Genomic DNA, 25,891 nt, shown 5'->3' on the forward strand with positions numbered 1-25,891 from the left:
GGGAAGAATAGTAAGTTAGTCAATATAATTTTTGCCAATCCAAAAAAAGACTGGCATGGCAGGGCTTTGGAAAGAAGAAGGGAAGACAACGAATGTCTTCCCTTCTTCTTTGCTGCCGGAGCTTATCAGATCATACGTGAAAAAATCTGGAAAAGAAAAACCGATGCAGCAAAGGCAAGGGCTGTGTTGAATACCATACTGAAGGTGGCCCACTTCCAGCTGGATTCCTTTGCAATGGCCACAATGGTGACAAAGCAGGGACTGTACAGCATGACGAAAGCAATCAGGGCTATGGCCGTGGCCACTGTCCATGAAGGATCGGAAGCCAGACGCTGGGCCAGCCCCTGGGAATCTTCTGGGTCCACTTCGCCCATGGAATAGGCCGTTCCCATGGTGGCAATGATGACTTCTTTGGCTGCAAAACCACCGATGAGGGCAATGTTGGTTTTCCAGTCAAAACCGGCAAGGCTGGAAATGGGTTCCAGCGCCGTTCCCACGCGGCCGGCCAGGGAGTGGCGAAGAGCTGCCTGGCCTTCTGCATTATCAATGAGAAGAAGCTGTGCCTCGCTGTCCGGAAGTCCGACTACGGCCATCCGCTCCCTTTCAAAGGCTTCGGTACGGTTTTCGGGAAGTCCGGGAAAGGTCATGGACACCCAGATGAGAATGGCAATGGCCAGGATAACCGTACCTGCTTTTTTGATGTACTGCCAGGCCCTTTCCCAGGTATGCAGCAGCACTCCATGGAGGGTGGGCATACGGTAGGGAGGCAGCTCCATGACAAAGGGGGTGGCCTCTCCCCGTATGAGGGTGGATCGGAGCAGTCTGGCCACCAGAAGGGCGGCGGCCCATGAAGAAAGGGTGATCCAGAACATGGCCTGTGCGGCATAGTCACCGAAGAATGCAGCGCTGAGCAGAAGAAATACCGGAACTTTGGCACCACAGCTCATGAAAGGGGCCGTCAGCAGGGTTGCCAGCCGTTCTTTGGGACTGCGCAGGGTCCGGGCGGCCATGACACCCGGAACGGCACATCCTCCGGGAATTCCGCCGGAAATGACAAAGGGCATGACCGAAGCACCATGGAGACCGAAAATACGAAAAATACGGTCCAGCATGTAGGCCATGCGGGCCATGTATCCGGCGTCCTCCAGAAAAGTAACAAGGAGAAACATGACAAGAATCAGAGGCACAAAACCCATGACAGCACCCACACCATCAATGATGCCGGAAACAATGAGAGACTGCAGAAGTCCCGGAGAGATCAAAGCGGAAGCCATATCTCCCATCCACCCGAAAAGGGCTTCCACCCATCCCATGGGAATTTCCCCAATGGCAAAGGTGGCTTCAAACAACAGGTAAAAGACCATCAGCATGATCAGGGGGCCGCCGAGCTGGTGGGTAAGCACCCGGTCAATTTTTTCGGACGTTCGCAGACGGTTCTCCATGCTGTCTTCCCCTCGCTGAACCACTTCTCTGGTGATGGAGGTGATGAAGCCGTAGCGGTATCCGGCAATAATGGAGTCCGCATGGGTTCTGAGGGTTTTTTGGCAATGATCATCAAGGCTTGCTGTTATTCCCTGCAGTTTTGAAGCCAGTTCCTGACTGGTATCGCATAAACTGCGGATTTCAGGATCTCCTTCGATATAGCGGAGTGCCAGCCATCGGCAGGGGTAGAGATCCTTGAGTCTGGTCTGGGTCTCAAGGATTTCCGTCATTTTTTTGAGCACGGGATCCACATCCGGACCGTAGGAAATTTCCAGGGGCTGCCAGTTGCCTTTTCGTTTTCCGGCAAGCTGAACAGCGGCATCGAGAAGGGCCTCTTTACCCTCCCCTCTGCGTGCCACCGTTTCCACTACCGGTACTCCGAGAAGATGAGAAAGTTGAGGGGTATTGATCCGGCGGCCCTGCTTCTGGACCTCATCCATCATGTTCAGAGCCAGAACCAGCGGAACGCCCAGCTCCAGAAACTGTACCGCCAGATAGAGGTTGCGATCAAGGTTGGTGGCGTCCACCACATCAATTACCGCAGAGGGACGCTCCTGTACCAGAACATTGCGGGCTACCCTTTCCTCATCGGACCAGGATGTGAGGGAATAGGTACCGGGAAGGTCCACAACCCGGATACGTGTTTCTCCGTGGAGCACATCTCCTTCCCGTTTTTCCACCGTAACGCCCGGGTAGTTTCCCACCCGTTGACGGGAGCCGGTGAGGGCATTGAAGAGGGTGGTTTTCCCCGCATTGGGATTTCCTCCAAGGGCAATGACTGTGGGCTTCATGGGCGTTCCTCCACCCGAATCCAGTCCGCTTCATTGTTGCGCAGGGTGAGGGTAAAATCTCCTATGCGCAGAGCCACAGGATCTTTCAGGGGGGCACGACCCGTAATCCGGATTTTTGCTCCGGGAACAAGGCCCATCTCGCGAAGTTTTCGGCCCAGCTCTCCTTCGGCAAGGACCTCATGGATGAAGGCGGTTTCGTTGACACGCATGCGGCGCATGGGTTTGATGGTCATGATACGATCCTTCGGTATGTCAGAAAAGGATAATGTGAAATGGGGGCAGCTTCTGTTCCGGTATCGGTTTGTCCGGTTACAATCTGCCGGAGATCTGGGGGTTCTAAGCCCGGGATCCGGGTATGTCAATCTTTTTCACGGTGCGGGGATACTGGCAGCAATCTTCTGGATTATCAGCAGGGTGGGGGGAGGAAATGTATGCTCATGGGCCGGATCTGCATTGCCTGGGAAGGGCTTCTCTGCTATGAATGATGCATTATCACCTAGTCTATGCAGCAGGGCATACAAGCAGCAAATTTTACGCTTGGTAAGGATTATTCCTGCGCAAGGCAGGCATAGGTCGTCCGTTTACCACGGAATCTTATGGCTGGAGAATCCTGGCCTGCGCGGAAGGGCGGCGTCGGAAGATGGCGGTTGTTTAAGCTGATATGGTTTGTGGCACCTGCGCTGGCTTTCGCTGTGCTGAACAGCAACGCACGGGCACAGCGGTGTTTTGTCTTGGAGTAAGCTGTTCTTACAAATAGTGAAAAGGCTTTTTCATCATTCTGCCATTTATCAGAAAGGGATGCCATGATACAGCCCATTGCTTCTTTTTTAAAGATTCTGAATTCAGAAGCTTCGCCTGCGCAGATCAGTCTTGCCTTGTGTTTTGCCATGGTTGCCGGATTTATTCCGTTTTTCAATCCTTTTACCCTCTGCGTGCTGTTTGTGGTGCTTGTATTGAGGGTTAATCTTTCGGCCTTTTTGCTGGGATGGGGCTTTTGTACGGTTCTGGCCTTTGTAATGGATCCTTTGTTTCATAGTCTGGGGCTCGTTCTGCTTTCCTTCACTGGACTGGAAGCCTTATGGACCAGTCTTTACAATATCCCGCTTATAAGGCTGACCCATTTTAACAATACGGTTATGATGGGCAGTCTGGTGGTATCCTTTCTGCTTTTTATTCCTCTTTTTTTTATGCTTCAGTTCCTTATCGGAAAATACCGAGGTCACTTCATGGGCTGGATTCAGAAGACCCGTATGGCTCAGATCATCAAGGGGACCAAAGTTTTTATGGCTTATAGGGCACTTCGCTGAAAGGGAGGAAAACAATGACAAAGTGGATCCGCTGGCCAGGCCTTGTGGCTTTTCTGGTGATAACCGGTCTTCTTGTGGCGGGAACGGTTTTGTTTTCCGGCCCTCTCATTGCAAAGGGAGTGGAGTTGGCAGGTACCCGGATTGTGGGGGCAAGGGTGGACGTGGCCAGTGCAAGGCCTGGTCTGTTTCCTCTGGGACTCAGGCTCTCTGGCATTGAAGTGACGGATCCGAATGAGCCCATGACCAATGCCATTGAGATTGCTGGCATCCGTATGAAAATGGACGCAAGTGCACTGATGCTTGGCAAGGTAGATGTGAGAGAAATGGCTGTGGAAGGTATCCGCATGGGAACACCACGCAGGGTATCCGGTGCCCTGCCTGAGAAAAAGAAAGAGGAGAAGAAAAAAATGACCGTTCCTTCGGTCATGGACCGTCTCCCCATGCCGTCTATGGAAATTCCCGATGTGTCTGTCATTCTGGAGCGGGCGTCCCTTGGATCTCTGGAAGAAGCGGACAGGCTGGAAAGAACTCTGCGGGAAGAATATGAAAGATTTGAGCAAAGGCTCCGAAACCTGCCCGATGCCGATGACTTTGCGGCCTACAGAACGCGCATTGAAGATCTCAGAAAGGGAGGGGGACTTGCCGGTGTTTTGGCAGGGGCAAGGGAGCTGCGGGAGATCAAGGTCGATGTGGACAAAGATATGCTGGCCTTGCGCCGTGCCAGACAGGAAATGGAAGAGAGCGTCGCTGACCTGCGCAGGCGGATCCGATCCTTGAAAAATATGGCCACAAATGATGTACATGAGCTTGTGAGTCGTTACGGAATTTCCAGTGAAGGACTCAGCAACATGACAGGGCTCCTGTTGGGACCCGAGTGGGAAGCCCATCTGAGGAAGGGGCTTGGTCTGTACCGACGGGTGGAGCCTTTGCTTAGCAGGGCTCGTGAACGGGAAAAGAAGCCGGAACCGGAGAAACCTATGCGGAGAGAAGGCACAGACATTGTGTTTGCCGAAAGTCCTCTCCGGCCGGATTTTTTGATCCGGAGAGCCACGCTTTCCCTTGAAATTCCTGCGGGCAGCCTGAAAGGAAGTCTCCGCAATGCAACGGCACAGCAGCCCATGGTGGGAAGTCCCATGGAGCTGGATTTCAAGGGTGATCAGCTTTCCGGTCTGGAAAGTATCGGGGTGCAGCTTGTGTTTGACCGCGTGACTCCGCAAGTCCCTGCAGATCATTTCTGGCTGGGAGGAAAAGGTTGGCAGCCCGGTGCCATGGGTAGCGGTGATCTTACTTTTCTCGCAGACAGAGCTGATTTTACATTGGATTTGCAAAACCGAAGCGGAGTTTTGAAGGGCAGGGTAGAACTGGATTTCAGCGGAGTGAGTTGGGAGATGGCAGATTCCGGGGACAGTGTACGGGCTGCTGTGGCTTCAGGCCTGAGAGGAGTGGATCGTATTGCTGTGGAAGCGGATTTGACCGGAACCCTTGAAAAACCCAAGCTCAGGATCTCTTCCAGTCTGGACACTGTTGTGAGGGAGGCTGTTACCAGAGCTGCCAGAGAAGCAACGGAAGCTCTGCGTATCCGTCTGACTGAAGAGGTGCAGGCCCAGACGGATGAACGGATCCGGGAACTGGAAAGGCAGCTTGGTGGGGTGGCAGGCCTGAGACAGATACTGGATGAACGTCTGAACCTTGCAGGACGGCTGAATATCTGAACCGGGTCCGATTCTATTCTCCTTTTGCAATACTTTGGGCTGCATGGTGTGCCGTCAGAATGGCTCCCCCCAGAAACGTGCCTTCCAGTGCCCCCCTGCCATGCATGTTGCCACCGCCGAAGCCGGCGGTTTCACCTGCTGCAAAGAGGCCGGGTATGGGTTTGTCGTGCATATCCAGTACCCGGCTGTTCAGATCTGTCCGGATGCCGCCAAGGGATTTTCGGGTGAGGATGAAGGTGCGGATGGCCATAAGAGGGCCTGCCGCAGGATCGAGAATCTGTTGGAAACGGCAGGTGCGCATCCGGTCACCCCGGTATTTTCGGGTGATGGCAATGCGCCTGAGCTGATCATCCGTAAAAAAGGATGGCCCCCACTCAATTTGACGGTCATAGGCCCGTACGGAATTTTCCATGGCTTTCATATGGATGGGAACTTCCGGTACTTTCTGCTGCATCTTTCGGCCAAGTTCCGTCAGGGTGGGGGCTGTAATGATCTCATCGGATTCCCGGATGAGCCGGTCTGTGAGTTCTCTGTTGCCGAACAGCAGTTCCCGGATCATGCGGAAAAATTTTCTGTAACGGAAAGCCGTCATATAATCACAGCCCGATACGGCCAGCTCCCGCAGGGCGATCTTCCGGTTGAGAAGCAGCCATGAAAAGGGTTCTTCCTCCCGGCACAGTCGTTCGACAAGATAGGCCGTATCCGTATAGCCCATCAGGGGCAGGGGGCCGATGCGTTCTCCTTTGGCGTTGAGCCAGAGGGCCGATCGTGGTGGTACAAGGCTTAATCCCTGATTTTCCACAAGGCTTTTCGGGTAGGGAATGCCTGCCGCATAGTGCCACTGCCGGTCCGGATGATCCAGTCGGGCACCGACGGCTGTTGCGGCATCATGGATGCGTCCGTCCGCAAAACGATGACTACCGTTGAGAAGTCTGGAAGGGATAGTATGCAGATGAGAGGGCCAGTGTTGGCGGACCCGTGATAAATTTCCCCCGCAGAGGCCGCCGGCGGCGAGTACAATTCTGTCCGCATGGGCTTCAAAGGGGCGGCTCGTCGTTTCCATATGGCCTGTGCAGCCAGCAATCTGACCATCGTGCATGAGAAGATTTTCCACGCGATGACCGAATCGGAAGCGGAGATTACGGCGGTGGGGGTGGGTATCCAGTGCCTTGATAAGGCATTCGATAATGCGGTAACCCGTTCCCCAGGCGATGTGCCATCTGGGCAGGGAGTTGGCTGTATGCAGCATGCCCCGTTCCGGCCAGTTGACAACGGGCAGAAAGCGGATGCCAAGTTCCGTAAGGAAAGAGTAGATATCCCTTTCTGAATGTTCCACGTAGCGCTTGGCCCAGGCTCTGGACCATTTTTCCTCCCTGCGGAAACGGGCAACCCGTTTCCAGTCTTCCCATGCAATTTCTGGCGTATCCGGGATTCCCATGCGTTTTTGGAGGGGGGTGTCCACGGCACAGATGCCACCGAAGGATTCCTTGGCAAGTCCTCCCATTTTTTCTTCCCTGTCTCTGTCCAGAATGAGAAGAGAAAGGCCACTGTCCAGAAGCTTGAGTGCTGTAACCAGTCCGGCGATGCCTCCGCCGATAATGATCACGTCTGTCTGATAGGAAGGTGCCGGAGCAAACATAAAGCGAGTCCTTGGTACGGTTGGAAGGAATCAGTCTGGCATACCGGCCGGATGCGGCGAAAGACCGATATCCCTTGAACTGGAAATATCATGACAAGGTCCGTATGTCTCTTTGTGGACTGACAATTTTGAAAAAAGGGACTTTTCATGAAGAAAAATAAGGATATGGTTCACGCTGCCCCATTGCTGTGCTATTGTCAACCGGTTTTGAGGGAAGAACGGCCCGTCTTCTGCAGGCGGGCCGTGGCGTATGGGCAAGCAAAAAGGCGGGAGCGATGTGGGAAACGGTTTTTATCAATTACAGAACCCTTGTTCAGCGGGTGGAAGAAAAACTCGGTGAAATCCGTTCCGGCGTGGGAGATTCGATGGCCTGCCGGAAAGGTTGTGATGGTTGCTGTCGGCATATTTCCATCTTTATGGTAGAGGCCTGCTGGCTGGTTCTGGCCCTTGAGGCCCTTACCGGGCCTGAAAGAAGCCGAATCCGGGAACGGGCCCGGCATGCGGATCCCGAAGGATGCTGCCCGTTGCTGGAAGAGGGCTGCTGTGTTTTGTATGCAGCCCGGCCCCTGATCTGCCGGACCCATGGCTATCCCATACTGGTTGAAGAGGGGGGGGATGCTTTTCTCGATTGTTGCCCTCTGAATTTCACGGACAATCTTGCGGAGATGCTTCCTTTTTCCCTTTCCCTTGATTCTCTGAACCGTATGCTCTCGGCCGTACATACCCTTTTTATGAAGGAAAGCCCCATGGTAGATCGCGCTGTACCGGACAGAATGAGTATTGCCGAAGCTTTGCTTATGGATTGGGAATCATGGACTTGCGGAAGCATGCAGCGTTAATGTTATTGTTTTTTATAGAAAAAGTGAGATCCTATGCAGGTTCTTCCGTGTGTGGGAAAGCTTGCTGCCTGCTGAAGGGAAGGAGTCAATGAAAAAGGAAGTTGTCGTAAGTGAGAAGGGGGCCGGAGCCCTACATCGCCGTCACCCATGGGTATTTTCCGGTGCCATCCGTGAGGTAAGGGGTTATCCTGCCCTGGGTGATACGGTGGACATTATTGATGAAAAAAATAACTGGCTTGCCAGCGGAGCCTACTCACCTTCCTCCCGCATTCGGGTCCGGGTGTGGACCTTTAGCCCTTCGGAAAAAGTGGATGCGAATTTTTTTGTCCAGAGAATCCAGTCGGCTGCCATGGTACGGGCTGGTCTGTATCCCAATGGTTCCGTAACGGCTCTCAGGCTGGTGGCCGGTGAGGCGGACGGGCTGCCTGGCCTGATTGTGGATCGCTATGACAGGGTGGCTGTCTGTCAGTTTCAGTCCGCTGGGGTGGAGCGATGGAAAGGTGCCATTGTGGAGGCACTGGCACGGCTTCCCGGTATTGAGAGTGTCTATGAACGATCCGATGCTTCTGTGCGGAAAAAAGAAGGGCTGTCTTTACAGACCGGCCTGTTGTATGGACCGGAACCGCCAGAAATGATGGATATTCAGGAAGGGCGCGTTCGCTTCCGTATAGATATCCGTTCCGGCCATAAAACCGGCTTCTATCTGGACCAGAGGGAGAGCCGGGCAAGGGTGATGGGCTGCAGTAACGGCATGCGGGTTCTCAATGCCTTTTCCTATACAGGCGGCTTCGGCATTGCCGCACTGGTGGGCGGTGCATGTTCCGTTGTCAATATGGATACCTCCCGGCCGTCTCTGGATATGGCCGAAGTCAATGCCCGTCTGAACGGGTGCTGTCCGGACAGGATGGAAAATGTGGAGGGAAACGCTTTTCAGCTTTTGAGGGGCTTTCGCAGTGATGGACGTCTTTTTGACCTTGTGGTTCTGGATCCTCCTAAATTCGCTGAATCCAGAATACAGCTGCCGAAGGCGGCCAGAGGATACAAGGATATCAATATGCTGGGTATGCAGGTGCTGGCTCCGGGTGGCCTCCTGTTCACTTATTCCTGTTCCGGTGCCATGGAGCAGGATCTGTTTCAGAAGATTGTAGCGGATGCCGCCCTGGATGCAGGTCGGCAGGGACGGATTCTGAGAAGAATGGAACAGGGTCCGGATCACCCCGTTTCTTTGAATTTTCCCGAAGGAAACTACCTGAAAGGTTTGATGATACAGATGGATTAGCTTCGGGTTTTCCTGTCTGTCATGGGAGATATGCTGCGGTGGTGTCTGTGGCATGCCCGCGGGACTGGCCAGGAAGCGCCGGATGGAATGTCGAAAAATGCCTTGACCATTTTCATAAGGATACCGCTATGGAACAGATTTGTGCTTTGGGTGTGCTGGATGGCCGTTATCGCAGGCTTACGGAAGATCTCCGGGATATTTTTTCTGAATATGGACTGATCCGGCACCGGCTGGTCGTAGAACTGCGCTGGCTGCGTTTTCTTGTGGAACACCTGAAGATTGTGGATATTTCGGATGAAGATCTGGATCGCATCGAGGCCATTGGCTCCTCGTTCACGCCGGAAGAAGCTCTGAAGGTGAAAGCTATTGAGAAGACCACCAATCATGATGTGAAGGCCGTGGAATACTATATCAAGGAAAGGCTGGATGATCTGGGGCTCGGTGCTGTCCGGGAATGGACCCATTTTGCCTGTACGTCTGATGACATCAATAATACGGCCTATGCCCTGATGCTTCAGGCGGGCAGGGACTATATTCTGAATCAGGCACAGGAGGTTCTCACAGCCATTGAAACCCTTGCCCGGACGGGCCGCTGTGCGGCCATGATGAGCCGTACCCATGGTCAGCCTGCCACACCCACTACCATGGGTAAGGAGATGGTCAATTTTGCCTGGCGCATTCGCCAGGAAATGGAAAGCCTTTCCTCCGTTCGTATCGGAGCTAAAATGAATGGAGCTACGGGAAATTTCAATGCCCACATGGCCGCTTTTCCGGGGGTTGACTGGATTCGGGCTTCCGGTATTTTTCTTTCGCAGTATCTCGAGGTGAGTCCTGTTCTCTATTCAACACAAATTAACCCCAACCACAGTATCGCTCAGGTGCTGCATGCCATGGTACGCATGGCGGGTGTTCTGATGGATCTGGACCGGGACATGTGGGGATACATCAGCCTGGGGTATTTCCGCCAGCGTCTTAAAGAGGGAGAAGTGGGTTCGTCTACCATGCCTCATAAGGTGAATCCCATTGATTTTGAAAACGGTGAGGGAAACCTGGGCATAGCTATGGCCATGATGGAGCATATGGCAGCCAAGCTGTTGCAGAGTCGTTTTCAGAGAGATCTGACGGATTCCACGGTTTTGAGAAATATGGGAGCCCTTTTTGGTTATATGACCATAGGATGCAAGAATACTCTGAAAGGCCTGGGCAAGGTGGCTCTCGATCCAGATCGGCTGAGAGAGGATCTGGAAGCCAATCCTGAACTTCTTGCGGAACCTATTCAGACGGTGATGCGGGTGTATGGTGAAGAAAATCCCTACGAGAAACTGAAAGAGCTGACCCGGGGGCATCGAATTCAGCTGAAAGATTTTTCCCGTCTGATCGATTCCCTTGAAAAGGTTCCGGAAAAGGCGAAAGAGGAAATGCGGCAGTTGACTCCTGCCGGTTATACGGGGCTGGCCGTTTCTCTGGTGGATCATTATTTTGCGGAGTATGGTGGATAAAAAACAGCTTTTACTTCAATTCCGGGCCTCTTTTGCCGATACTGTTAAAAAAGTCTTTTTTACGGCAACCACTTATGGTTCGTAACGGAGGAATCCGATGAAAAAAAGCTGTCTTCCGGGGCTCATTCTGACAGGCCTTTTTCTGATGCAGGCCGTACCGGCCTTTTCCGAAGCTTTGAATACGCTGGTAGTGCTCAGGGATGGTACTCGTATTCAGTCTTCCGCCTATCATATCCCTGCGGATTATACGGAAGAAGGCCTGCTCAGACATGATTCGTCCGTTCGTGTGCGGGATCTTCAGCTGTCTGCTTTTCGTTTTACCAGAGAAGGGCAGCGTTTTTTTGTTCCTTTGGAAGAAGCCCGCCGCAAATTTGCCAGTGTGGAGCTGCTCAGTGTGCCCGGATCTTCTTCCCACGGCAGTCTTGTTATGAAGATTACTCCCATTCAGGGAGAGCCTTTTGATGTGCAGCAGGGTGCGCTCATACGCCATGTGGGGGATGAGTACCCGGCTTTTGAGATGGAAGTCGAAAAATATGTGGCTTCTGAAGATCGCTGGCAGCGGAACTATCTGGCCTGGAAGGATGTGAAGGAGATTCATTTTAAAAGACTGCAGCCCGTTGAGAAGGATGAAAAGCCGGAGGAAGAAGAGAGGGTCCTGGTGGGTACTCCTTTGACGGGGGATGGGCATTCCGTGGAAGTCCTGACGGAGCTGCTGCTGGCTATGGTACAGGCGGGTAGAAGTGGCGGTCGTTTGAGCTTTGATGTGCGATTTGATGTGAATGCGGCTACCCTGCGTCCGGATTCCCGGAACGTGCTGGACCGGCTGGGGGCTGCCCTTCGGGATCCCCGCCTTGCGGGAACCCGTTTTCGGCTGGGCGGACATGCGGATACCACGGGTCAGGCCGCTCATAACCTGAACCTGAGCCGCAGAAGGGCTGAATCCGTCCGCAGCTATCTGGTGCAGCAGGCCGGCATTGAAACCTATCGTCTGGAAGCATCCGGATATGGAGATACCCGGCCGGTGGCAACAAACCGTACGCCCGAGGGAAGGCAGTCTAACCGCAGGGTGGAGATTGAGTTTCTGCCGCCCGGCTAGCCGTATGTGACATCCGGGGAAGGGTCCGCCAAATATTATGATGCGGACCCGTATAAACAGCCGGTATTCACGCCGGAGGGGTATTTCACACGGAAGGTCAGCGGAAGCGGGCCATGGCCGAAAGATCGGATGGGTGGAGGTCTCCGTCCAGAATGCCTCCCACAAGCCCTTTGTCCGGCAACCAGAAGGCTTCCGCCATCCGTCCTCTTTCCCTGAGGCCTGCGAGGATGGCCCGGTTTTCTTCATTGGCGGGTGCCACAAGGCGTATCCGTCCGAAGTCTGAAAAATCGATGGAAGCAGCCTGAGGACTTATGGGAACGGCCATGACAGCCGTTGAGCTGTCTTTTTCCTGTATCAGGCGGAAGGCGTCACCGTCACTGAGGGTAAGCAGCAGACCCGGACCTTTTCCGGAAACCATGGGGGCTGTCGCGCTGCCTTCCAGCAGGAGAAGACTGCCATCGGGGCTTAGGATGGAAAGGCGGAGCAGTTCCTGTTCCTGAATCCATGGAAGAAGGAGACCCCGGGGGAGATAATATTTCTCATCACCCCGTTCTTCTCCCAGCCACAGGGCTGTTTTTCGGAACATGGACCGGAAGTTCCAGCCCAGATAGTGATCCTGAGCAAAGGCAAGGGAAAATCCGGCTCTGTGCAGCCATGTCAGGGGTTCTTCCTTGTGTTTTCCCCACATCTGGGCACGGCAGCGTGCAAGAAAAGCTGTGGCCTGATGCTGCCAGTTTTGGGCTGGCCGGGATTGATCCGCAGAGTAATCCATATAAAAACCCGGTTTGGTTGGGTGGTCAGGAGACCTGCCGAACGGAATGCAGGAAAGGAAGCCTCAAAATCAGTCAGGCAAGGTAAAGGGATAGCTGATCCCGTCGGGCACTGACCTGCTGAATGACCACTTCAATCTCGCTTTCCGGTTTCAGTTGTATGCCGGATGATACGGGTAGCATCCATTCCAGCATATAATCCATGAGAAGAATCTGATACTGATTGCGGCGTTCTTCCAGGACCATGGCCCTTTCCCTCTGGCCAATACGTTTTTCCAGGTATTTCAGCAGCCAGTAGCGTTTTCTGAAAAACTGCACTCTGCCCACCGCTGCCATGGGTTGTTCCAGCCGTGCGAAGAGGTTTTGAATTTCCTGCATGTCAGCGGGTGTTTCCATCCCAAGAATGGATTTCAGCTGTCTCTGTGTGGCCAGATCCCAGTATTTGCGTATGGGAGAGGTAGCGGTCACATAGCAGGGGAAGCCAATGCCCGCATGGGGTTCGGGAACGGGGCTGAGCACAACCCTGTTCAGGTGCCGACGCTGCATCAGATTTTGAAAAAGGCTCCCTTCGTCTCCCTTGTAAAGCCGGTTTTTCGGTTCGGGCTGGGAACGGAAAACCGCAGGCATATTATTTTTTTTCAAAAAATCTGCCATCATGGCATTGGCCATGATCATCATTTCCGCCACAAGCATGCGACTGGAGCTTTCCCTGTCTATCTTAGAAATCAGGATGTCTCCATTTTCGTCATCCACACGGATATTGACTTCCGGCAGGGAAATCTGCACAGCTCCTGCGTGGAGCCGCTGGGTTCTGAAATTTCTGGCGATACGGTCCAGATTGGCCAGATCCGTGTCTTCTTCTATCATACGGTTGGCATCACTGTACGTCAGCTGTTCCGCAACACGGATAATGCTGGGTACAATTTCATAGTCCACCACCCGGGCATAGTCGGCAATCCGCATGAGTACGCTGACAGCCGGTCGCAGCTCTCCTCCTTTAAGACTGCAGAGGTCTTCGGACATGGCAGGCGGCAACATGGAAAAGCGAGCATCGGGCAGGTAGATGGAACTGCCCCTGTCCAGGGCGCAGTTATCCAGAGGGCTGTCTTTGGTAACGAAGTGAGCCACATCAATAATGTGAACGCCAACTATATGAAAGTCTCCCGCAGCTTCTATGCTGATGGCATCATCAAAATCCAGGGTGGAAGGACCGTCTATGGTCATGAGACGACGGTCTCTCAGGTCGCGTCGCCGGGCGTCGTTGCAGAAATCCAGCGGTGTTTCCCGCAGTGCGCTGACGGCTTCCATGGTTTTCCCATTGAATTCTGTTTCAACCTCAAATTTTTTCAGGAGCAGGTTTTCGTTCGGTCCCCAGAGTCCGAGGCGAACAAACAGATGAAAGAGTTTTTCTCCTGGATCTCCGCCTATGCCGTTGAGAATGTGGCGGGAAATTTCTATCCCGGGTGCTTCATCTCCGAAAATGATATAATCCTGAAGAAGCTCTGCTACGGGCCTGAGGTTGTCGGGAAGCTCCGGTGCCGGGTCCTCCAGGCTTTTTTTGAGCCAGACCACTCCTTCTTCTATGATGCGTTTACGCCGTTCCGCTTCTTCCTGCTGCTTTTGGAGCTGCATAACCTGATCCGGACTGTGGGGCAGAAAACGGCTGGTACCGAATTTAAAATAGAGACGGTCCGCAAACAGGGTTCGTATAACAGCAGATCCTGCATCATCGGCGCTTTCGTCCGTAAAACAGAGGGAAGCAATGGTTTCCGTTTCCAGCCAGTCATTTTCTTCCTGAAGAACTTCCCAGAGCTCTGCAAGATCTATGGAGGCGGCCAGCTGCCTGCGGCGATCGGCAATTTCTTTGAGTGTACGGACCTGTCCGTCCCTCGGTGTGGCGGGATCCAGAGAGCTTTCCGATATATGGGACAGGCGGTTGGCCGAGAGGTTGACCTCCCGGTTGGTTTCTGTAAGAAGCCGAAGTCTCTGCTTTTTATTTTCTGTGACAACGGCGGTGATAATTTTTTGTTGGTCGATATATTCGACAATTTTCCCAGGTTCCATAACCGGAAAAATTAGCAGCTCCCCCCGGCCAAGTCAATCTTCATAGCACTGAAAAAACTTCAGAAAGTTTTCAGAAGATCCGATTTTGCTCTTATCTTGTTAAAATGATTGGAAGAGGAGGAAGAAGTTTTTTCTGATACCGGTGGGTGTGAGAAAGGCCATCGGATTGTTGCAATGGCAAATAAAGGCGCAGATTCTTGTCTTTTAATTTCTGATGGAGCTTTAAAAATAAAGGCTTTGTCCCATATGTTTGTTAGCGGATTGGACCCTGTCTTCAGACAGAAGGCCGGAAAGGATAAAATCATGGATAGAAAGGCGACTACAGACCCTTTCAGCCCCTTGCTGAACAGGTTACGCAAAGGCAATTAGGGGGAGTTTCCGGCTCTCTGTTGACCTGGGTATGTCCCTGTGATACCCAGAAAAAAGCAACTTTTGCTCAAGCTTTTCTTTTACAGGCTTTTCCGGAACCATGGGGCCTGTTCTTCCATCCGGGTCTCTCTTCCCAAAGACTCATAAAGGACTTTCCATGGACTTTGCATCCCTTATTGGTATCGTTTCGGGTCTTTCCCTTATCATCAGTGCCATTTTTCTGAGTGGTGACATAAAAAGTTTTATCAATGTGCCCGGAATGATGATTGTACTGGGCGGAACCATGGCCGCAACACTCCTGACCTTTACCTTCCGTGAAGTGGCTGCGGCATTCCGGGCTGCGGCTTTTGCCTTTACCAAGGACCGGGAAGATCCCAATACGGCCGTGGAAACCATGATCCGGATATGTAATGTGGGGCGCAAGAAAGGTCTTCTGGAGCTGGGTAACCTTGATACAGATTCCGGGTTTTTGAAAAAAGCCTGCGGCCTTATTGCCGATGGCTCGGAGGAAGATGTGGTGCGGGCAGCTCTGCGGACGGAAATTGACTCTTTGAAAATGCGTCATTTTGCGGTGCAGGATGTCTTTAAAAAAATGGGAGCCTATGCACCTGCCTTCGGTATGCTGGGTACACTGATCGGCCTTGTTCATATGCTTTCCAAGCTGGCAGACCCTTCTTCCATAGGACCGGCTATGGCTGTGGCACTTCTCACCACATTTTATGGCTCTCTTCTGTCTTCCATGGTTTTTCTCCCCATGGCCGGTAAGCTGAAGGCCCGGACCATATCCGAGGTGATGCAGCTTGAAATTATGCTGGAGGGTGCCATCGCCGTTCTCAAAGGCAACAATCCCATCATGGTTTATGAAAGTCTTTCTTCCTTTATCCCCATTAAAGAACGCGTTCCCCTTGAAAAAATGGATATACGGCAGGGGGATATATGAGAGAAAAACGTGGCAGCGATGATTTTCTTCAGGAAGACGACGGCCCCGGATGGATTGTTACTTATGCGGATCTTGTGACCTTGCTGCTGGTTTTTTTTGTGCTTCTCTACTCCATATCCAGCCTGAACATGGAGAGATTCAAACAGGCGTTTGAATCCATACGCATCAGTCTTGGTCAGGATTTGACCACGCTGGGAATTATTGAAGTCATGGAGGTACCGGAGCTGGACCGAAGGGAACTTACCGTGGAGGAAATTTTTGGTCAGCGCTCCAGAGAAGAAGCCATTGTGGAAGATATCAATGCTTTTATTGCGGAACGGAATGTGGGGGACCATATCACGGTACAGATCCTGAATAACAAGATCGTGGTGCGCATCCGTGGAACCATTCTCTTTGAGTCCGGAAGTGAACAGCTTACCGGTCAGGCGGCTCCTATTCTGGAGCAGATTGTGCATATTTTCAGGGCATATCCAGAGTATAATATCAATATACGGGGGCATACGGATGATGTTCCCATTGCGACCCTTCGCTTCCCATCCAACTGGGAACTTTCGGCATTCAGGGCGACAACTGTTCTTAAGTACTTAATTGATAAGGGTATATCTCCTTTCCGTCTGACGGCTACCGGGTATGGGTCCCTTCTTCCTCTTCGGCCGAATACCACGGATGAGAACCGCGCTATCAACAGGAGGGTTGAGTTTGTTCTCGAAAAAAAAGGATAAGGTTTTTGCCTGGCTTGACAAAATTCTGAACGACCGCAGGAAGAATTATCGCTACACCCCTGCCGAAACGGTAAAGGTTACGGTTCAGGTCGGTAAGGATGTGGAGCAACGGCCGGTAAGGGATCTGAGTGCGGGGGGCTGCAGTTTTCACTGCCCTGAGTTGAAGCCGGGAGACCGGGTAACCCTCGTTGTCATGTCCGACAACCCGGCTGTTCCTATGGAGCTTGTTCTTACGGCAGAAGTTCTGGGCCGCACCCTGGATGGTTTCTGTCACTGCAGTTTCCCGGATATTCTGGATGTGGATGAGGAAACCCTGCACCGTTTTGTTCTGGAAGCTCAGCGTTACGGGTTCAGGCGCAAGCGCATGCAGAATGTCCGGAAACTCCGTGGCAAAGGGGAAAAGGGCTGATACGGCGGAACAGGACACAGTTCCTTCAGCCACGGCTGCCTGAACCAGAAGGAAACAAATTCCAGCTGCCGAAACAGGCACTCTGGTAACATTTATTTCACAGGGGTACTGATATTATGGAACATATTGCCGTCCGTTGGCTTATTCTCACCGTTTCCATTCTGGTGGCTGGAATGCTTTTTCAGGGTATAGAGATTGCCAGTGTGGGAACGGCCATTGCCGCTGCTGCCATACTGGGTGTTCTGAATGCCTTCATCCGGCCGGTCCTGCTTCTCCTGACCCTGCCGGTTACCTTGCTGTCTCTTGGCCTTTTTGCCTTTGTGATCAATGCTTTTCTTTTGCAGATAAGCGCGGCTCTGGTCAGCGGGTTTGAGGTCTCCGGTTTCTGGACAGCTTTTTGGGCTTCCCTTGTGATGGCTGTAATCAATGTGGCCCTCACGGGTTTCCGTTTTGAAAACGGTCGTATTATTGTGGTGGACACCCGTCGCCGTGGACCCTGGGACTAGCTTACATCCAGTCTGTCAGCAGGAATCCCAATCCTATGCGATTAACGGATACATTGTAGTCAAGAAGACTCTCTCCGTATCCGTTGAAGTATTGTACGTACAGTTTCAGGTGCTGGTGAACCGGAAAAGTCCAGTCCACCTGTATGGCTCCTCTGTTATCCTTTCCTCTGAGATTATTGCGCAGGAGCAGTGCCAGATTCTGTTCTTCCTTCACCTTGTACACTAACCGGATGTCTCCATATCCCATGTAGTTATGGATTCCGGGATTGTCATCCCCTCCCGGGTCCGTGGGATGGGATTTTTTACTTTCGGGAATCCGGTACCATGGCCGGATGATTACTGCCGTGCGGTCTCCGATTTCCCATATGCTGCTGAGATAAACACGGTTCCAGCTTCTGGACATAAGGCCGTTCTGTCCGTTGGACTGATGATTAAGACCCAAAACGAGATGGGACAGATGGATGCGCCCTTTTTGTTTTTCCATGGCGTAGGAAAGAAGCAGCTCCGGTTCATGGTTTGTTTCGCGGAAAGGGCTGGAATCGTCTTTGTTGTAGGCCTGCCACCATGACCGGTTGGTATAGGCAAAGGCAAGGTTGGCACGTCCATCCCAGAAATTACGGAGAACAGGGACCTTAATACTGATCTGAAAATGAACTTCCGTATTGTCAATGTCGCTGTCCGGATCTTCCGGTGTAGGGTTGGGAGAGCTATTCCAGGTAAACGGGAGAAGGTAGTTGGTTTTATGGGGCAGCATGGCAAAGGGGTTGTCGGCCGTACTTTTTTCCAGCTTTCTCCTTTCTTCCAGGGGATTGACCAGGAGGAGAGTTTCATATCCTTCATCAGAAGTATCCCCTGCTTCGGATGGTTCAGCAAAGGAAAGGCCGGGCGCAAGTATCAGAAGCAAGGCAGAGAGAATCAGGCCTGAAATGGGAACACAGGGCATGGACACACCTTCCTGTAAGGGGTTGGGGAAAACCGTATGAAATACTTTAGCGTAAAGGACATGTGAAAACAATGGAGAAGACCCGCATTCAGACCCTCTTACTGGATAATGATGGCGTCCTGGTGGACACGGAAAAATGTTATTTTGAGGCAAATCGTCGTGTACTGGCAGAATATGATATTACCATGAACCTTGAGGATTATCAGGAACATTTTTTGAGGTCATCCAGGGGGATTCATGCCTGGTTTCCGGAAATGTCTGCTTCATTTATGTCTGACTTCAGGGAAAAAAGAAATAAACATCACATGGAGCTGTTGGCAAAGGAGCCCATAACCATACCCGGAGTGGACAAGGTTCTTGCTGACTTTTCATCGCGTTTTCGTATCGGTGTGGTAACCAGCTCGGAAAAAAAACCTTTTCTGCGCATTCATGAGCGTACCGGATTTCTTCCTTTTTTTGATTTTGTGGTCTGCCGGGAGGATGTGCGGTTTTCTAAGCCCCATCCGGAGCCCTACCTGAAAGCCCTTACCATGGCAGGCTGTCCTGCGGAATTCTGCCTGGTGATTGAAGATGCCCGGAGGGGTGTAATGGCAGCTCAGGCGGCGGGGCTTTGCTGCTGGGTGGTTCCGGGACCTATGGGATGTGGCGGGGATCTCAGTGGAGCAGAGCGGGTTTTACACAGTCTGGAAGAAGCCCGTTCCCTTCTGATGGATGTTTGAAGAAGGTTGTTTTTTTGGTGCTAGCTATTGCAAAATTCATTGCTGTGTACTTATCTTGTTAGGTCTGGCTAATATGGGTTGCCAGGCTGAATAGCAGACAAGGCCTTAGGGGCTGTGAGATATGGAGTGCCATAGCCGGAGATCCGTTTTCAGCTTGAGCTGGAAATATGGCGTGAAAAGGTTGAATTGATACGGAAGTCAGGAGGCTTTATGAAAGCAATGCCCATAGCAGCGGGAAAATCCAGTTTCTCTCTTGTAGATACCCAGCGACTGAAAGAGGCTCTGGGCCCCCTGGACGGCATGGTGATTCTGGATGCTGCCTGCGGTGCGGGAAACTATACACTGGCCCTTGCCCGCTGGGCAGGACTGCACAGCCGCATTTATGCCGTGGACCTCTGGGAGGAGGGTGTTTTTGAGCTGAGGCAGCGTATCCGTGATGCCGGAGCGTCCTATATTCAGGCAATGGTGGCCGATCTTTCTCAGGGCACTACACTGGCTGCGGAAAGTGTGGATCTTTGTCTGGCTGCTACGGTGCTTCATGATCTGGTGGCCGATGGAACCATAGACGGAATGATGAAGGCGGTGGCACGGACACTCAAATGCGAAGGACGGCTTGCTGTGGTGGAGTTTGACAAAAAGCCCGGCCCCCCCGGTCCTCCGGAAGCCATACGTCTTTCTCCTGAAGAGCTGACGGCTCTGGTTGTCCCCTTTGGATTCACCCTTGATGAGATACGGCCTGTGGGTGATTCGCTCTACCTTGCGGTTTTCCGCCGCGGTTAGATTTTACAGGAAAAGGCATGGCGGATATCAGGAACTTTATGATTTTCGTCCTTGACAAGAGGTGGGAACGTGCCAATGTTTGGTACCAGATAGAGAAACCGGAAAAAGTCTGTTCGGTAAAAAGCCGGTTTCTGATTCTGCGCTTCGGGAACGGAAGCGGCCCCATCTGAAACAATGTAAAGAATCTTTCGGCCAATTGAGCCGACCTTCCTTGTTACTATGTAACCTGCCGCCCTCGATGAAGGGTCTCTGCACCATGAAGAAAACCCGCCTGAGGGTGACCATTTCCGTTCCCACAGACACTACCGTGATTCCCTGTGAATCACGATCAGCCCCCCGGATTCTTTGAGAGTTCCGGGGGGCTTTGTTTTTGTATCTCTGTAAGGTACCTCCGTGAGATGTTGTCAGCTGGCCTGATACCGATGGAGAGATTTGTTTGGCAGCACCCGATAAAATGCAAGCGGCACGGTGCAGATAGTTTGCATCATGCCGCGCAGGTTCTGTCATGGGGCCGGTTTCTATCTTTTTGTATCTATTGCAAACACAAAACCTCCTCCTTTTTCATCCCAGTCTGCCTCGCACCAGTAGCCAAGTAGTGCCGCTTTCTGCATAACAAGGGGAGCATTGAAGACAGACTGACCGTCAGCCCCGGGCGTGATAAATTCATCCAGTCTGGCAAGTTCTTCGTCATGGATAAATACAACGGGCTCTTCAGGTGCTTTTTTACTGAAACGTGCTTCCAGAAGTTCACTCAAGGTGTCATACATCATGATTTCTCCTGCGTGCTATGGATGGTGAATCCGTCAGAACAATGTACAATTGTAATTCAAACTAATCATGGTGGCGGGTATGTAAAGGGGGGCGGTGTCTTTGTTGCGATGCATGGGCGCTAATCAAGAAGGCTGCGAACGGCACTGGCCAGCTGATGGCGTGTGAAGGGTTTCATCAGATAGCTTCGTATTCCCATAAATTCCAGCATCGTCGGTGCAATGGCTTCGGAAAAACCGGAACAGAGCAGAATGGGAAGGCCCGGGCGTGCACCCAGCAGATGCCGGGCTAGCTGGACACCTGTCATGTGTGGCATTATCTGATCCAGAATGGCAAGATCAAAGGCTTGGGGACGTTTCTGGAATATCCGGAGGGCTTCTTTGGGGCAGGAGGTTCCTGTGATCTCATAGCCCAGTCCTGAGAGGATGGTGGTGGAAAGATGGAGCAGGTCAGGTTCATCTTCTACCAGCAGGATATGCTCGCTGCCGCCAGTCGGAGCCGGAAGCTGTGTACGATCGGGGCCAGGGACATCCAGTGCTGGGAGTAAGGGAAGGAATACCCTGAAAGTGCTGCCCCTGCCCGTCTGGGTTTCCACCTGTATGACACCACCGTGGCGGCCTATGATTCCATGGCTGATGGAGAGACCCATTCCTGTGCCTTTGCCCTGGGGTTTTGTGGTAAAAAAGGGGTCAAAAATACGGCAGAGGTAGGCTTCGGGAATACCTGTTCCTCTGTCCTTCACAGTCAGTTCCGCGTAGGTACCTTCTTGGAAAGCAGGATCTGTGGAAGCGAGAAGAGGACCGATCACAAGGCCTCTGATTCCAACGGAAATAGTACCTCCGTTGGGCATGGCATGGGCGGCATTGGTGCAGAGATTCATGATCAGCTGATGGAGCTGGGTTGGATTCCCCAGAACGGGGAGCGGACTTTCTCTGCGGTACAGTTCTATTTCCAGTGTGGCAGGCAGGCTGGCTCTGAGCAGTTTCAGCACATCTTCCGTGATTTCTGTGAGGCAGAGGGGGCGCATGTCCTTATTGTTGCTCTCTCCCCGTGCAAAAGAGAGAATCTGGCGTATGAGTTCGGAGGCCCTGTTGCATGCGGAAAGGGCTTTTTCGATATACGGTCTCGCACCATCAGGGGAATCCAGTTTGGCAATGGCCAGTTCCGCATAGCCCATGATTCCAGCCAGAATATTGTTGAAATCATGGGCTATGCCTCCGGCAAGGGTACCTATGGCTTCCATTTTCTGGGATTGGAGCAGACGGTTTTCCAATTCCTGCATCTGGGTGATATCCCTTAAAATGAAGATGGCCGCATGACGCTCGGGAACCGATCCTTTATAAGGGTAGGCTGCCACATCAATGTGCCGAAGCCCCCATCCGGGAAAAGACCATGAAAAGCGGAATCGGGCTGTTTCTCCGCCAAGGCATCGTATCAGCGGTTTTTCCAGCTTTTTCTGAAAAAGATCAGGATCCGTTACCCTGGCTATGTTTTTTCCTTCCAGCCTCTGGCTGGTGGTACCGAAGGCTTCGGCACAGGCCCTGTTGGCCAGTACAAAACAGAAATCAGAACCGATAAGGGCCATGGGATCCTGGGAGGCGGCCACAACACCTTGATAGGCAAGCAGTTTTTCCTGTGTCTGCTTTTTTTCTGTGATTTCTGCCTGCAGGTTTCCGAGAGATTTTTCCAGCGCTGCATTGTTTTGCTTGAGATCTGCATAAAGGATAGCATTACGGAAGGGAGCCAGAGACTGGCTTATCATGGCAGCGGCCAGATGCAGTGCCCCTTCTTCGGGAAAAAGCTTTCTGGCCATGGGGCCAAAAAACACAAGGACGCCAAGTTCTGCATCATCACGCAGGGGAAACAGTATTTCCATGCCCATGGATACAGCCAGGGCAGACAGCTGAGGGTCATGAATGTCTCCGCTGCGGACAAAGCGCGGCCAGCCACCCGGAGAGTTCCAATAAGAGACGGACAGGTCCCGGGGCCAGGCCGGGCCGGAAGTTCCTGTTTCGGCGGCAAGGTGGAAGATGGTGGAATGCTCTCTCTCTTTCAGATAGAGGGCCGCAGATGTGGCTGTAAGGTATCCGCCAACGGAGAGCAGCAGCTTTTTGGCAATGGCAGCAATATCCAGTTCGGGTGCAAGGCTGGCTCCGCTTTCTTCCAGCATGGCCAGCTCAAAGACTTTTTTTTCCAGCTCGTTTTTTCTTTGTTCAAGGTCCTGACGGACAAAGAGGTGATGAATGGCAAGGCCAGACAGTGCGGCGAGGCGTTGCAAAAAGGAATGCTGGCTTGCGGAATTCGGGCAGCCTGAATCCTCACAGGCAAGAATGGCTATCGTTTTTTTGCCGAAATGGATGGGGATCAGTGTGTAGCCGTCCGGTTTTTTATCTCTGCCATAGTCCTCCATCTCTTCCGTGCTGAGCTCAAGGCAGGAGAATGGTGGCGGCAGGATGTGGTCACTGAAGCGAAAAAGACCGTTGAAGGGGGGATGGTGAAGACCCAGCCAGATTTCAATGCCGGTATGCCTACGGATGAAAGAAGAGAGCAGGTGATGAAAATCTTCAAGGGAGGGGGCCTGACTGAGGCCTTCGATGAGCTGAACAATCACATCCTCTGGTGGATTCATGGCTGCGTCCCTTTGTTGGTCTTACGCAAAACTGGCCAGTCCCATTTCCATGGAATCAAAGTGAGAAAAGAAATCCTCCATGTCCAGCAGAGTAAAAATACGTCTGACCTGAGGCTGCATTTCGCTAAAGCGGAGATCACCTTTTTTTTGGCGGATGGCTGCAATGGCACCGATAAAACATCCCACACCTGCACTGCTGATGTATTCGAGATCCCTGACACAGAGCAGGATGCAGGGCCGTGATTCCTGAGCCAGCTGGCGGAGCAGTTTTTCGAGCTCTGGGCTGGTGTCCGCATTCAGGATACCGTTGAGATGAATGACATGTATCTGGTTTAGCGTCTCACTTTTGATGATGAGCATGACGGGCCTCGTTTGATTAGGATCAGAAACTGTGCAGGAGCAGAAGAATGTATTATCCGGGTCGGTGAATATAGCGTTTCATGGTGAGGCGATTGGGCTGACCGGGTCCTTTTTCATAGGTAACCGCATCCATGATTTTCCGAATCAGATGGAAGCCCAGACCTCCGGGTATGGGGGTGACCCTGAGGGCATCCATGTCTGGAGGGCGAAGTTTTTCGGGCTCAAAACATCGACCGGACTCACCCTGATCCGTCAGAATGATGGTGATGGAATCGGAAGAGATGGATAGTTCCACTTCAATGATTTTCTGATGGCTGTGCCTGTCATAGGCATGAGCCATAATGTTGGTACAGGCTTCATCCAGCGCAAGGGAAATATCGTCGGCAGTCTGTGGATCCAGGCCCGGAGCCTGGGATGCCGTGCTGTGGGCCAGCCTGCGGATGAGTTCAAGCTGACGGGTTTCGGCAGGAAAAATCATCCGGATCCGGCATTCCTTTTCTATCCGGATTTCCCGGATATCATTTTCCTGAATTCCCAGGATTGCTGCCTGGGTTTCAAGGGCCTGCATGGTATCTTCCGCAAGAAAGGACAGGACTGGCATTGCCGTACTCCTTCAGGGGTGCCTCGGGTGGAAATGGAGGGCCACCAGGGTTGCATCATCGAGAGGAATCCGGTTGTTGCGGAAATGCTCAAGCTGATTCCGGATGCTGCGTATCAGGTCCTCCGGTGAGGAATGGTTCTGTTTCATAAGACTGCGGATACGATTTTCACCAAAGGCTTCATTTTCCGGGGAAAGAGTTTCGGTGACACCATCGGTAAAAGCAAGAAGGGTGTCGCCGGGCTCAATGGATAGCCTAAGGCTTTTCAGTCTTGTGTCAAATGTTTTCTGATGCAGGCGGCAGAAAGGATACCCATGGGGTTTAAGGCTTAGGATTTCACCGCTGCCCCTTTTCAGCAGGACCGGATCGTGGCCTGCGGAAACGAGGGTGATCCGGTTTTCCCGGGTATCCACTACAAAGTAGGTGAGAGTAAGAAACTGGGATGCCCCCATGGCACTGGGCAAGGTGCGGTTCATGGCGCAAAGGAGAGCATCGGGTCTGGACTGTAGTTCGGGGTAAGCCATGATCAGCACCCTGGCTGCACTGACGATCATGGCTGCGGGTATGCCTTTGCCTGAAGCATCCGCAATGACCACCCCCATGCGGAATTCATCAAGGGGGAAGAAATCAAAATAATCCCCGCTGACTTCAAGGGCGGGTTCAAAGGCAAAGGCTGCATCCGTGGAGAATATCAGAGGCGGACTCTGGGGTAACAGTGCTCCCTGTATGGCGGCAGCCGCACGGATTTCCCCTTCCATGCGGGCTTTTTCAGCTTTCTGTTCCAGCCCCTGAAGGATGGATAACCGCATGATATTGATGGCTCCGGCAACGGTATCCAGTTCGTCAGTGTCTTGGCTGCCTGTCGTTTTTTGCAGAATAAGGGGTGTTTCGAGGCCGTCCAGATTCATATTCCGTGTATAAACGGCCATTGTTTCCAACCGGCGTGTGATAAGGTGCCGGATGATCCAGAGAAAGGCCAGGCTGATGATCATGAGATCAACGGCCCGGATGGCGAGGATGCGCAGACCGTTCGTACGTATTCTCTGATTCATGGCAACCGTATCCATGGTGACAAAAAGGGTGCCAATGGTGGAGGGAATCAGTCCTTCGAGCTGATAAAGGGGATAGATCCGGGTAGTTCCTTCTGTCTCTTCTCCCTTTTCTGCGAGGCGTTGTTTTTTTTCATCTTCCACTTTTACATGAACAACTCCGGGAATATTATGGATACCATCTGCAACCAGAAATATTTCTTCGGATCCCATATTCCAGACAAGCGCGGAGATAGTGTGAACATAGGTATACCCGATCTGATCCAGTGTCTGGTGCATGGCTTTTTGTTCCTGTTGATGATCCTGAGCGACCATCAGAATGGTGGACGCCAGTGTTATGATCATGGCCAGAAGCAGAAAATAGAGAAGAATACGGATGGACAGGGAGGCGGTACGGGCCATGGCAGACTCCGGCTGGCTGTTGAGAAGAGATAAACCCGGGCCCATGATCGTCTGGGATGGCATTTGTAGTGAACATAAATGAATTCAAAAAAGAAAATATCTGTATTTTTTATTTATACATTCAGGAAGATAAATCTTCAATGACTTTTTATCCGGGTCAAAAAAAATCATTTCAGAAAAAACGGAGCGATAAAATGGGAGATTGAAGCGCGAAACCT

At 52.2% G+C, this 25,891-nt stretch carries 24 protein-coding genes; 12 read left to right on the top strand and 12 right to left on the bottom strand.

Annotated elements, in window-relative coordinates:
* Positions 1-125: 125 nt before the first annotated feature.
* The 3 genes from feoB to OOT00_RS06085 form a co-directional block, all read right to left on the bottom strand.
* Positions 126-2,273 carry a ferrous iron transport protein B gene (feoB, locus tag OOT00_RS06075; protein ID WP_265424425.1) on the bottom strand — a complete coding sequence of 716 codons (2,148 nt, stop codon included), beginning with the start codon at positions 2,271-2,273 and terminating at the stop codon, positions 126-128.
* Positions 2,270-2,506: a FeoA family protein gene (locus OOT00_RS06080; protein ID WP_265424426.1), complete on the bottom strand. Its 237-nt coding sequence runs from the start codon at positions 2,504-2,506 to the stop codon at positions 2,270-2,272. Before OOT00_RS06080 ends, feoB begins: the two co-directional genes overlap by 4 nt.
* A gap of 314 nt (positions 2,507-2,820) precedes the next feature.
* Entirely contained in the window at positions 2,821-3,078 is a 258-nt protein-coding gene (locus tag OOT00_RS06085; protein ID WP_265424427.1) for a hypothetical protein, read from the bottom strand.
* Here OOT00_RS06085 and OOT00_RS06090 point away from each other — a divergent pair.
* Together OOT00_RS06090 and OOT00_RS06095 are read left to right on the top strand one after the other, a co-directional pair.
* Entirely contained in the window at positions 3,077-3,580 is a 504-nt protein-coding gene (locus OOT00_RS06090; protein ID WP_265424428.1) for a TIGR03546 family protein, read from the top strand. The two genes, OOT00_RS06085 and OOT00_RS06090, sit on opposite strands and share 2 nt — an antisense overlap.
* Before the next feature lie 14 nt (positions 3,581-3,594).
* Positions 3,595-5,292 carry a TIGR03545 family protein gene (locus OOT00_RS06095; protein WP_265424429.1) on the top strand — a complete coding sequence of 566 codons (1,698 nt, stop codon included), beginning with the start codon at positions 3,595-3,597 and terminating at the stop codon, positions 5,290-5,292.
* 13 nt (positions 5,293-5,305) lie between these two features.
* On the opposite strand, the gene OOT00_RS06100 is transcribed toward OOT00_RS06095, so the two are convergent.
* The gene (locus OOT00_RS06100; protein ID WP_265424430.1) at positions 5,306-6,931 is read right to left on the bottom strand and encodes an FAD-dependent oxidoreductase; all 1,626 of its coding nucleotides are present in this window, start codon (positions 6,929-6,931) and stop codon (positions 5,306-5,308) included.
* Positions 6,932-7,206: 275 nt separating this feature from the next.
* Between OOT00_RS06100 and OOT00_RS06105 the strand changes: the two genes are divergently transcribed.
* The 4 genes from OOT00_RS06105 (at position 7,207) to OOT00_RS06120 (ending at position 11,644) form a co-directional block, all read left to right on the top strand.
* Positions 7,207-7,770 (top strand): YkgJ family cysteine cluster protein, encoded by a 564-nt coding sequence (locus tag OOT00_RS06105; RefSeq protein WP_265424431.1) that lies wholly within the window; start codon positions 7,207-7,209, stop codon positions 7,768-7,770.
* An 88-nt stretch (positions 7,771-7,858) separates the two neighbouring features.
* A complete protein-coding gene (locus OOT00_RS06110) occupies positions 7,859-9,049 on the top strand; it encodes a class I SAM-dependent rRNA methyltransferase (RefSeq protein WP_265424432.1) in 1,191 nt (396 codons plus the stop codon).
* A gap of 128 nt (positions 9,050-9,177) precedes the next feature.
* Complete coding sequence (gene purB / locus OOT00_RS06115; RefSeq protein WP_265424433.1) at positions 9,178-10,548, top strand: adenylosuccinate lyase; 1,371 nt, start codon at positions 9,178-9,180, stop codon at positions 10,546-10,548.
* A 97-nt stretch (positions 10,549-10,645) separates the two neighbouring features.
* A complete protein-coding gene (locus OOT00_RS06120; RefSeq protein ID WP_265424434.1) occupies positions 10,646-11,644 on the top strand; it encodes an OmpA family protein in 999 nt (332 codons plus the stop codon).
* Positions 11,645-11,741: 97 nt separating this feature from the next.
* On the opposite strand, the gene OOT00_RS06125 is transcribed toward OOT00_RS06120, so the two are convergent.
* Positions 11,742-12,416, bottom strand: coding sequence for a hypothetical protein (locus OOT00_RS06125; protein ID WP_265424435.1), 675 nt, complete (start codon positions 12,414-12,416; stop codon positions 11,742-11,744).
* A gap of 73 nt (positions 12,417-12,489) precedes the next feature.
* Positions 12,490-14,478: a ribonuclease catalytic domain-containing protein gene (locus tag OOT00_RS06130; protein WP_265424436.1), complete on the bottom strand. Its 1,989-nt coding sequence runs from the start codon at positions 14,476-14,478 to the stop codon at positions 12,490-12,492.
* Positions 14,479-15,004: 526 nt separating this feature from the next.
* Between OOT00_RS06130 and OOT00_RS06135 the strand changes: the two genes are divergently transcribed.
* The 4 genes from OOT00_RS06135 (at position 15,005) to OOT00_RS06150 (ending at position 17,424) form a co-directional block, all read left to right on the top strand.
* Entirely contained in the window at positions 15,005-15,787 is a 783-nt protein-coding gene (locus OOT00_RS06135; RefSeq protein WP_265424437.1) for a motility protein A, read from the top strand.
* On the top strand, positions 15,784-16,509 hold the full coding sequence (locus OOT00_RS06140) for an OmpA/MotB family protein (RefSeq protein WP_265424438.1): 726 nt from the start codon (positions 15,784-15,786) through the stop codon (positions 16,507-16,509). Before OOT00_RS06135 ends, OOT00_RS06140 begins: the two co-directional genes overlap by 4 nt.
* Positions 16,487-16,918, top strand: a complete 432-nt coding sequence (locus OOT00_RS06145) for a PilZ domain-containing protein (RefSeq protein WP_265424439.1) — start codon at positions 16,487-16,489, stop codon at positions 16,916-16,918. Before OOT00_RS06140 ends, OOT00_RS06145 begins: the two co-directional genes overlap by 23 nt.
* A gap of 116 nt (positions 16,919-17,034) precedes the next feature.
* Positions 17,035-17,424, top strand: coding sequence for a phage holin family protein (locus OOT00_RS06150; RefSeq protein WP_265424440.1), 390 nt, complete (start codon positions 17,035-17,037; stop codon positions 17,422-17,424).
* A gap of 1 nt (position 17,425) precedes the next feature.
* On the opposite strand, the gene OOT00_RS06155 is transcribed toward OOT00_RS06150, so the two are convergent.
* On the bottom strand, positions 17,426-18,367 hold the full coding sequence (locus OOT00_RS06155; RefSeq protein WP_265424441.1) for a phospholipase A: 942 nt from the start codon (positions 18,365-18,367) through the stop codon (positions 17,426-17,428).
* 71 nt (positions 18,368-18,438) lie between these two features.
* Between OOT00_RS06155 and OOT00_RS06160 the strand changes: the two genes are divergently transcribed.
* Both OOT00_RS06160 and OOT00_RS06165 read left to right on the top strand, forming a co-directional pair.
* Positions 18,439-19,086, top strand: a complete 648-nt coding sequence (locus tag OOT00_RS06160) for an HAD family hydrolase (protein WP_265424442.1) — start codon at positions 18,439-18,441, stop codon at positions 19,084-19,086.
* A gap of 210 nt (positions 19,087-19,296) precedes the next feature.
* On the top strand, positions 19,297-19,866 hold the full coding sequence (locus tag OOT00_RS06165) for a class I SAM-dependent methyltransferase (protein ID WP_265424443.1): 570 nt from the start codon (positions 19,297-19,299) through the stop codon (positions 19,864-19,866).
* A gap of 518 nt (positions 19,867-20,384) precedes the next feature.
* Here the strand turns inward: OOT00_RS06165 and OOT00_RS06170 are convergent.
* The 5 genes from OOT00_RS06170 to OOT00_RS06190 form a co-directional block, all read right to left on the bottom strand.
* Positions 20,385-20,636: a hypothetical protein gene (locus tag OOT00_RS06170; RefSeq protein WP_265424444.1), complete on the bottom strand. Its 252-nt coding sequence runs from the start codon at positions 20,634-20,636 to the stop codon at positions 20,385-20,387.
* A gap of 119 nt (positions 20,637-20,755) precedes the next feature.
* Positions 20,756-23,263, bottom strand: a complete 2,508-nt coding sequence (locus OOT00_RS06175) for a hybrid sensor histidine kinase/response regulator (protein ID WP_265424445.1) — start codon at positions 23,261-23,263, stop codon at positions 20,756-20,758.
* A 21-nt stretch (positions 23,264-23,284) separates the two neighbouring features.
* Positions 23,285-23,623: an STAS domain-containing protein gene (locus OOT00_RS06180; protein ID WP_265424446.1), complete on the bottom strand. Its 339-nt coding sequence runs from the start codon at positions 23,621-23,623 to the stop codon at positions 23,285-23,287.
* A gap of 52 nt (positions 23,624-23,675) precedes the next feature.
* Positions 23,676-24,224 (bottom strand): ATP-binding protein, encoded by a 549-nt coding sequence (locus OOT00_RS06185; protein ID WP_265424447.1) that lies wholly within the window; start codon positions 24,222-24,224, stop codon positions 23,676-23,678.
* Positions 24,225-24,236: 12 nt separating this feature from the next.
* Complete coding sequence (locus OOT00_RS06190; protein ID WP_265424448.1) at positions 24,237-25,673, bottom strand: SpoIIE family protein phosphatase; 1,437 nt, start codon at positions 25,671-25,673, stop codon at positions 24,237-24,239.
* Positions 25,674-25,891: the final 218 nt, after the last annotated feature.

The organism is Desulfobotulus pelophilus (assembly GCF_026155325.1).
Taxonomy (GTDB): domain Bacteria; phylum Desulfobacterota; class Desulfobacteria; order Desulfobacterales; family ASO4-4; genus Desulfobotulus; species Desulfobotulus pelophilus.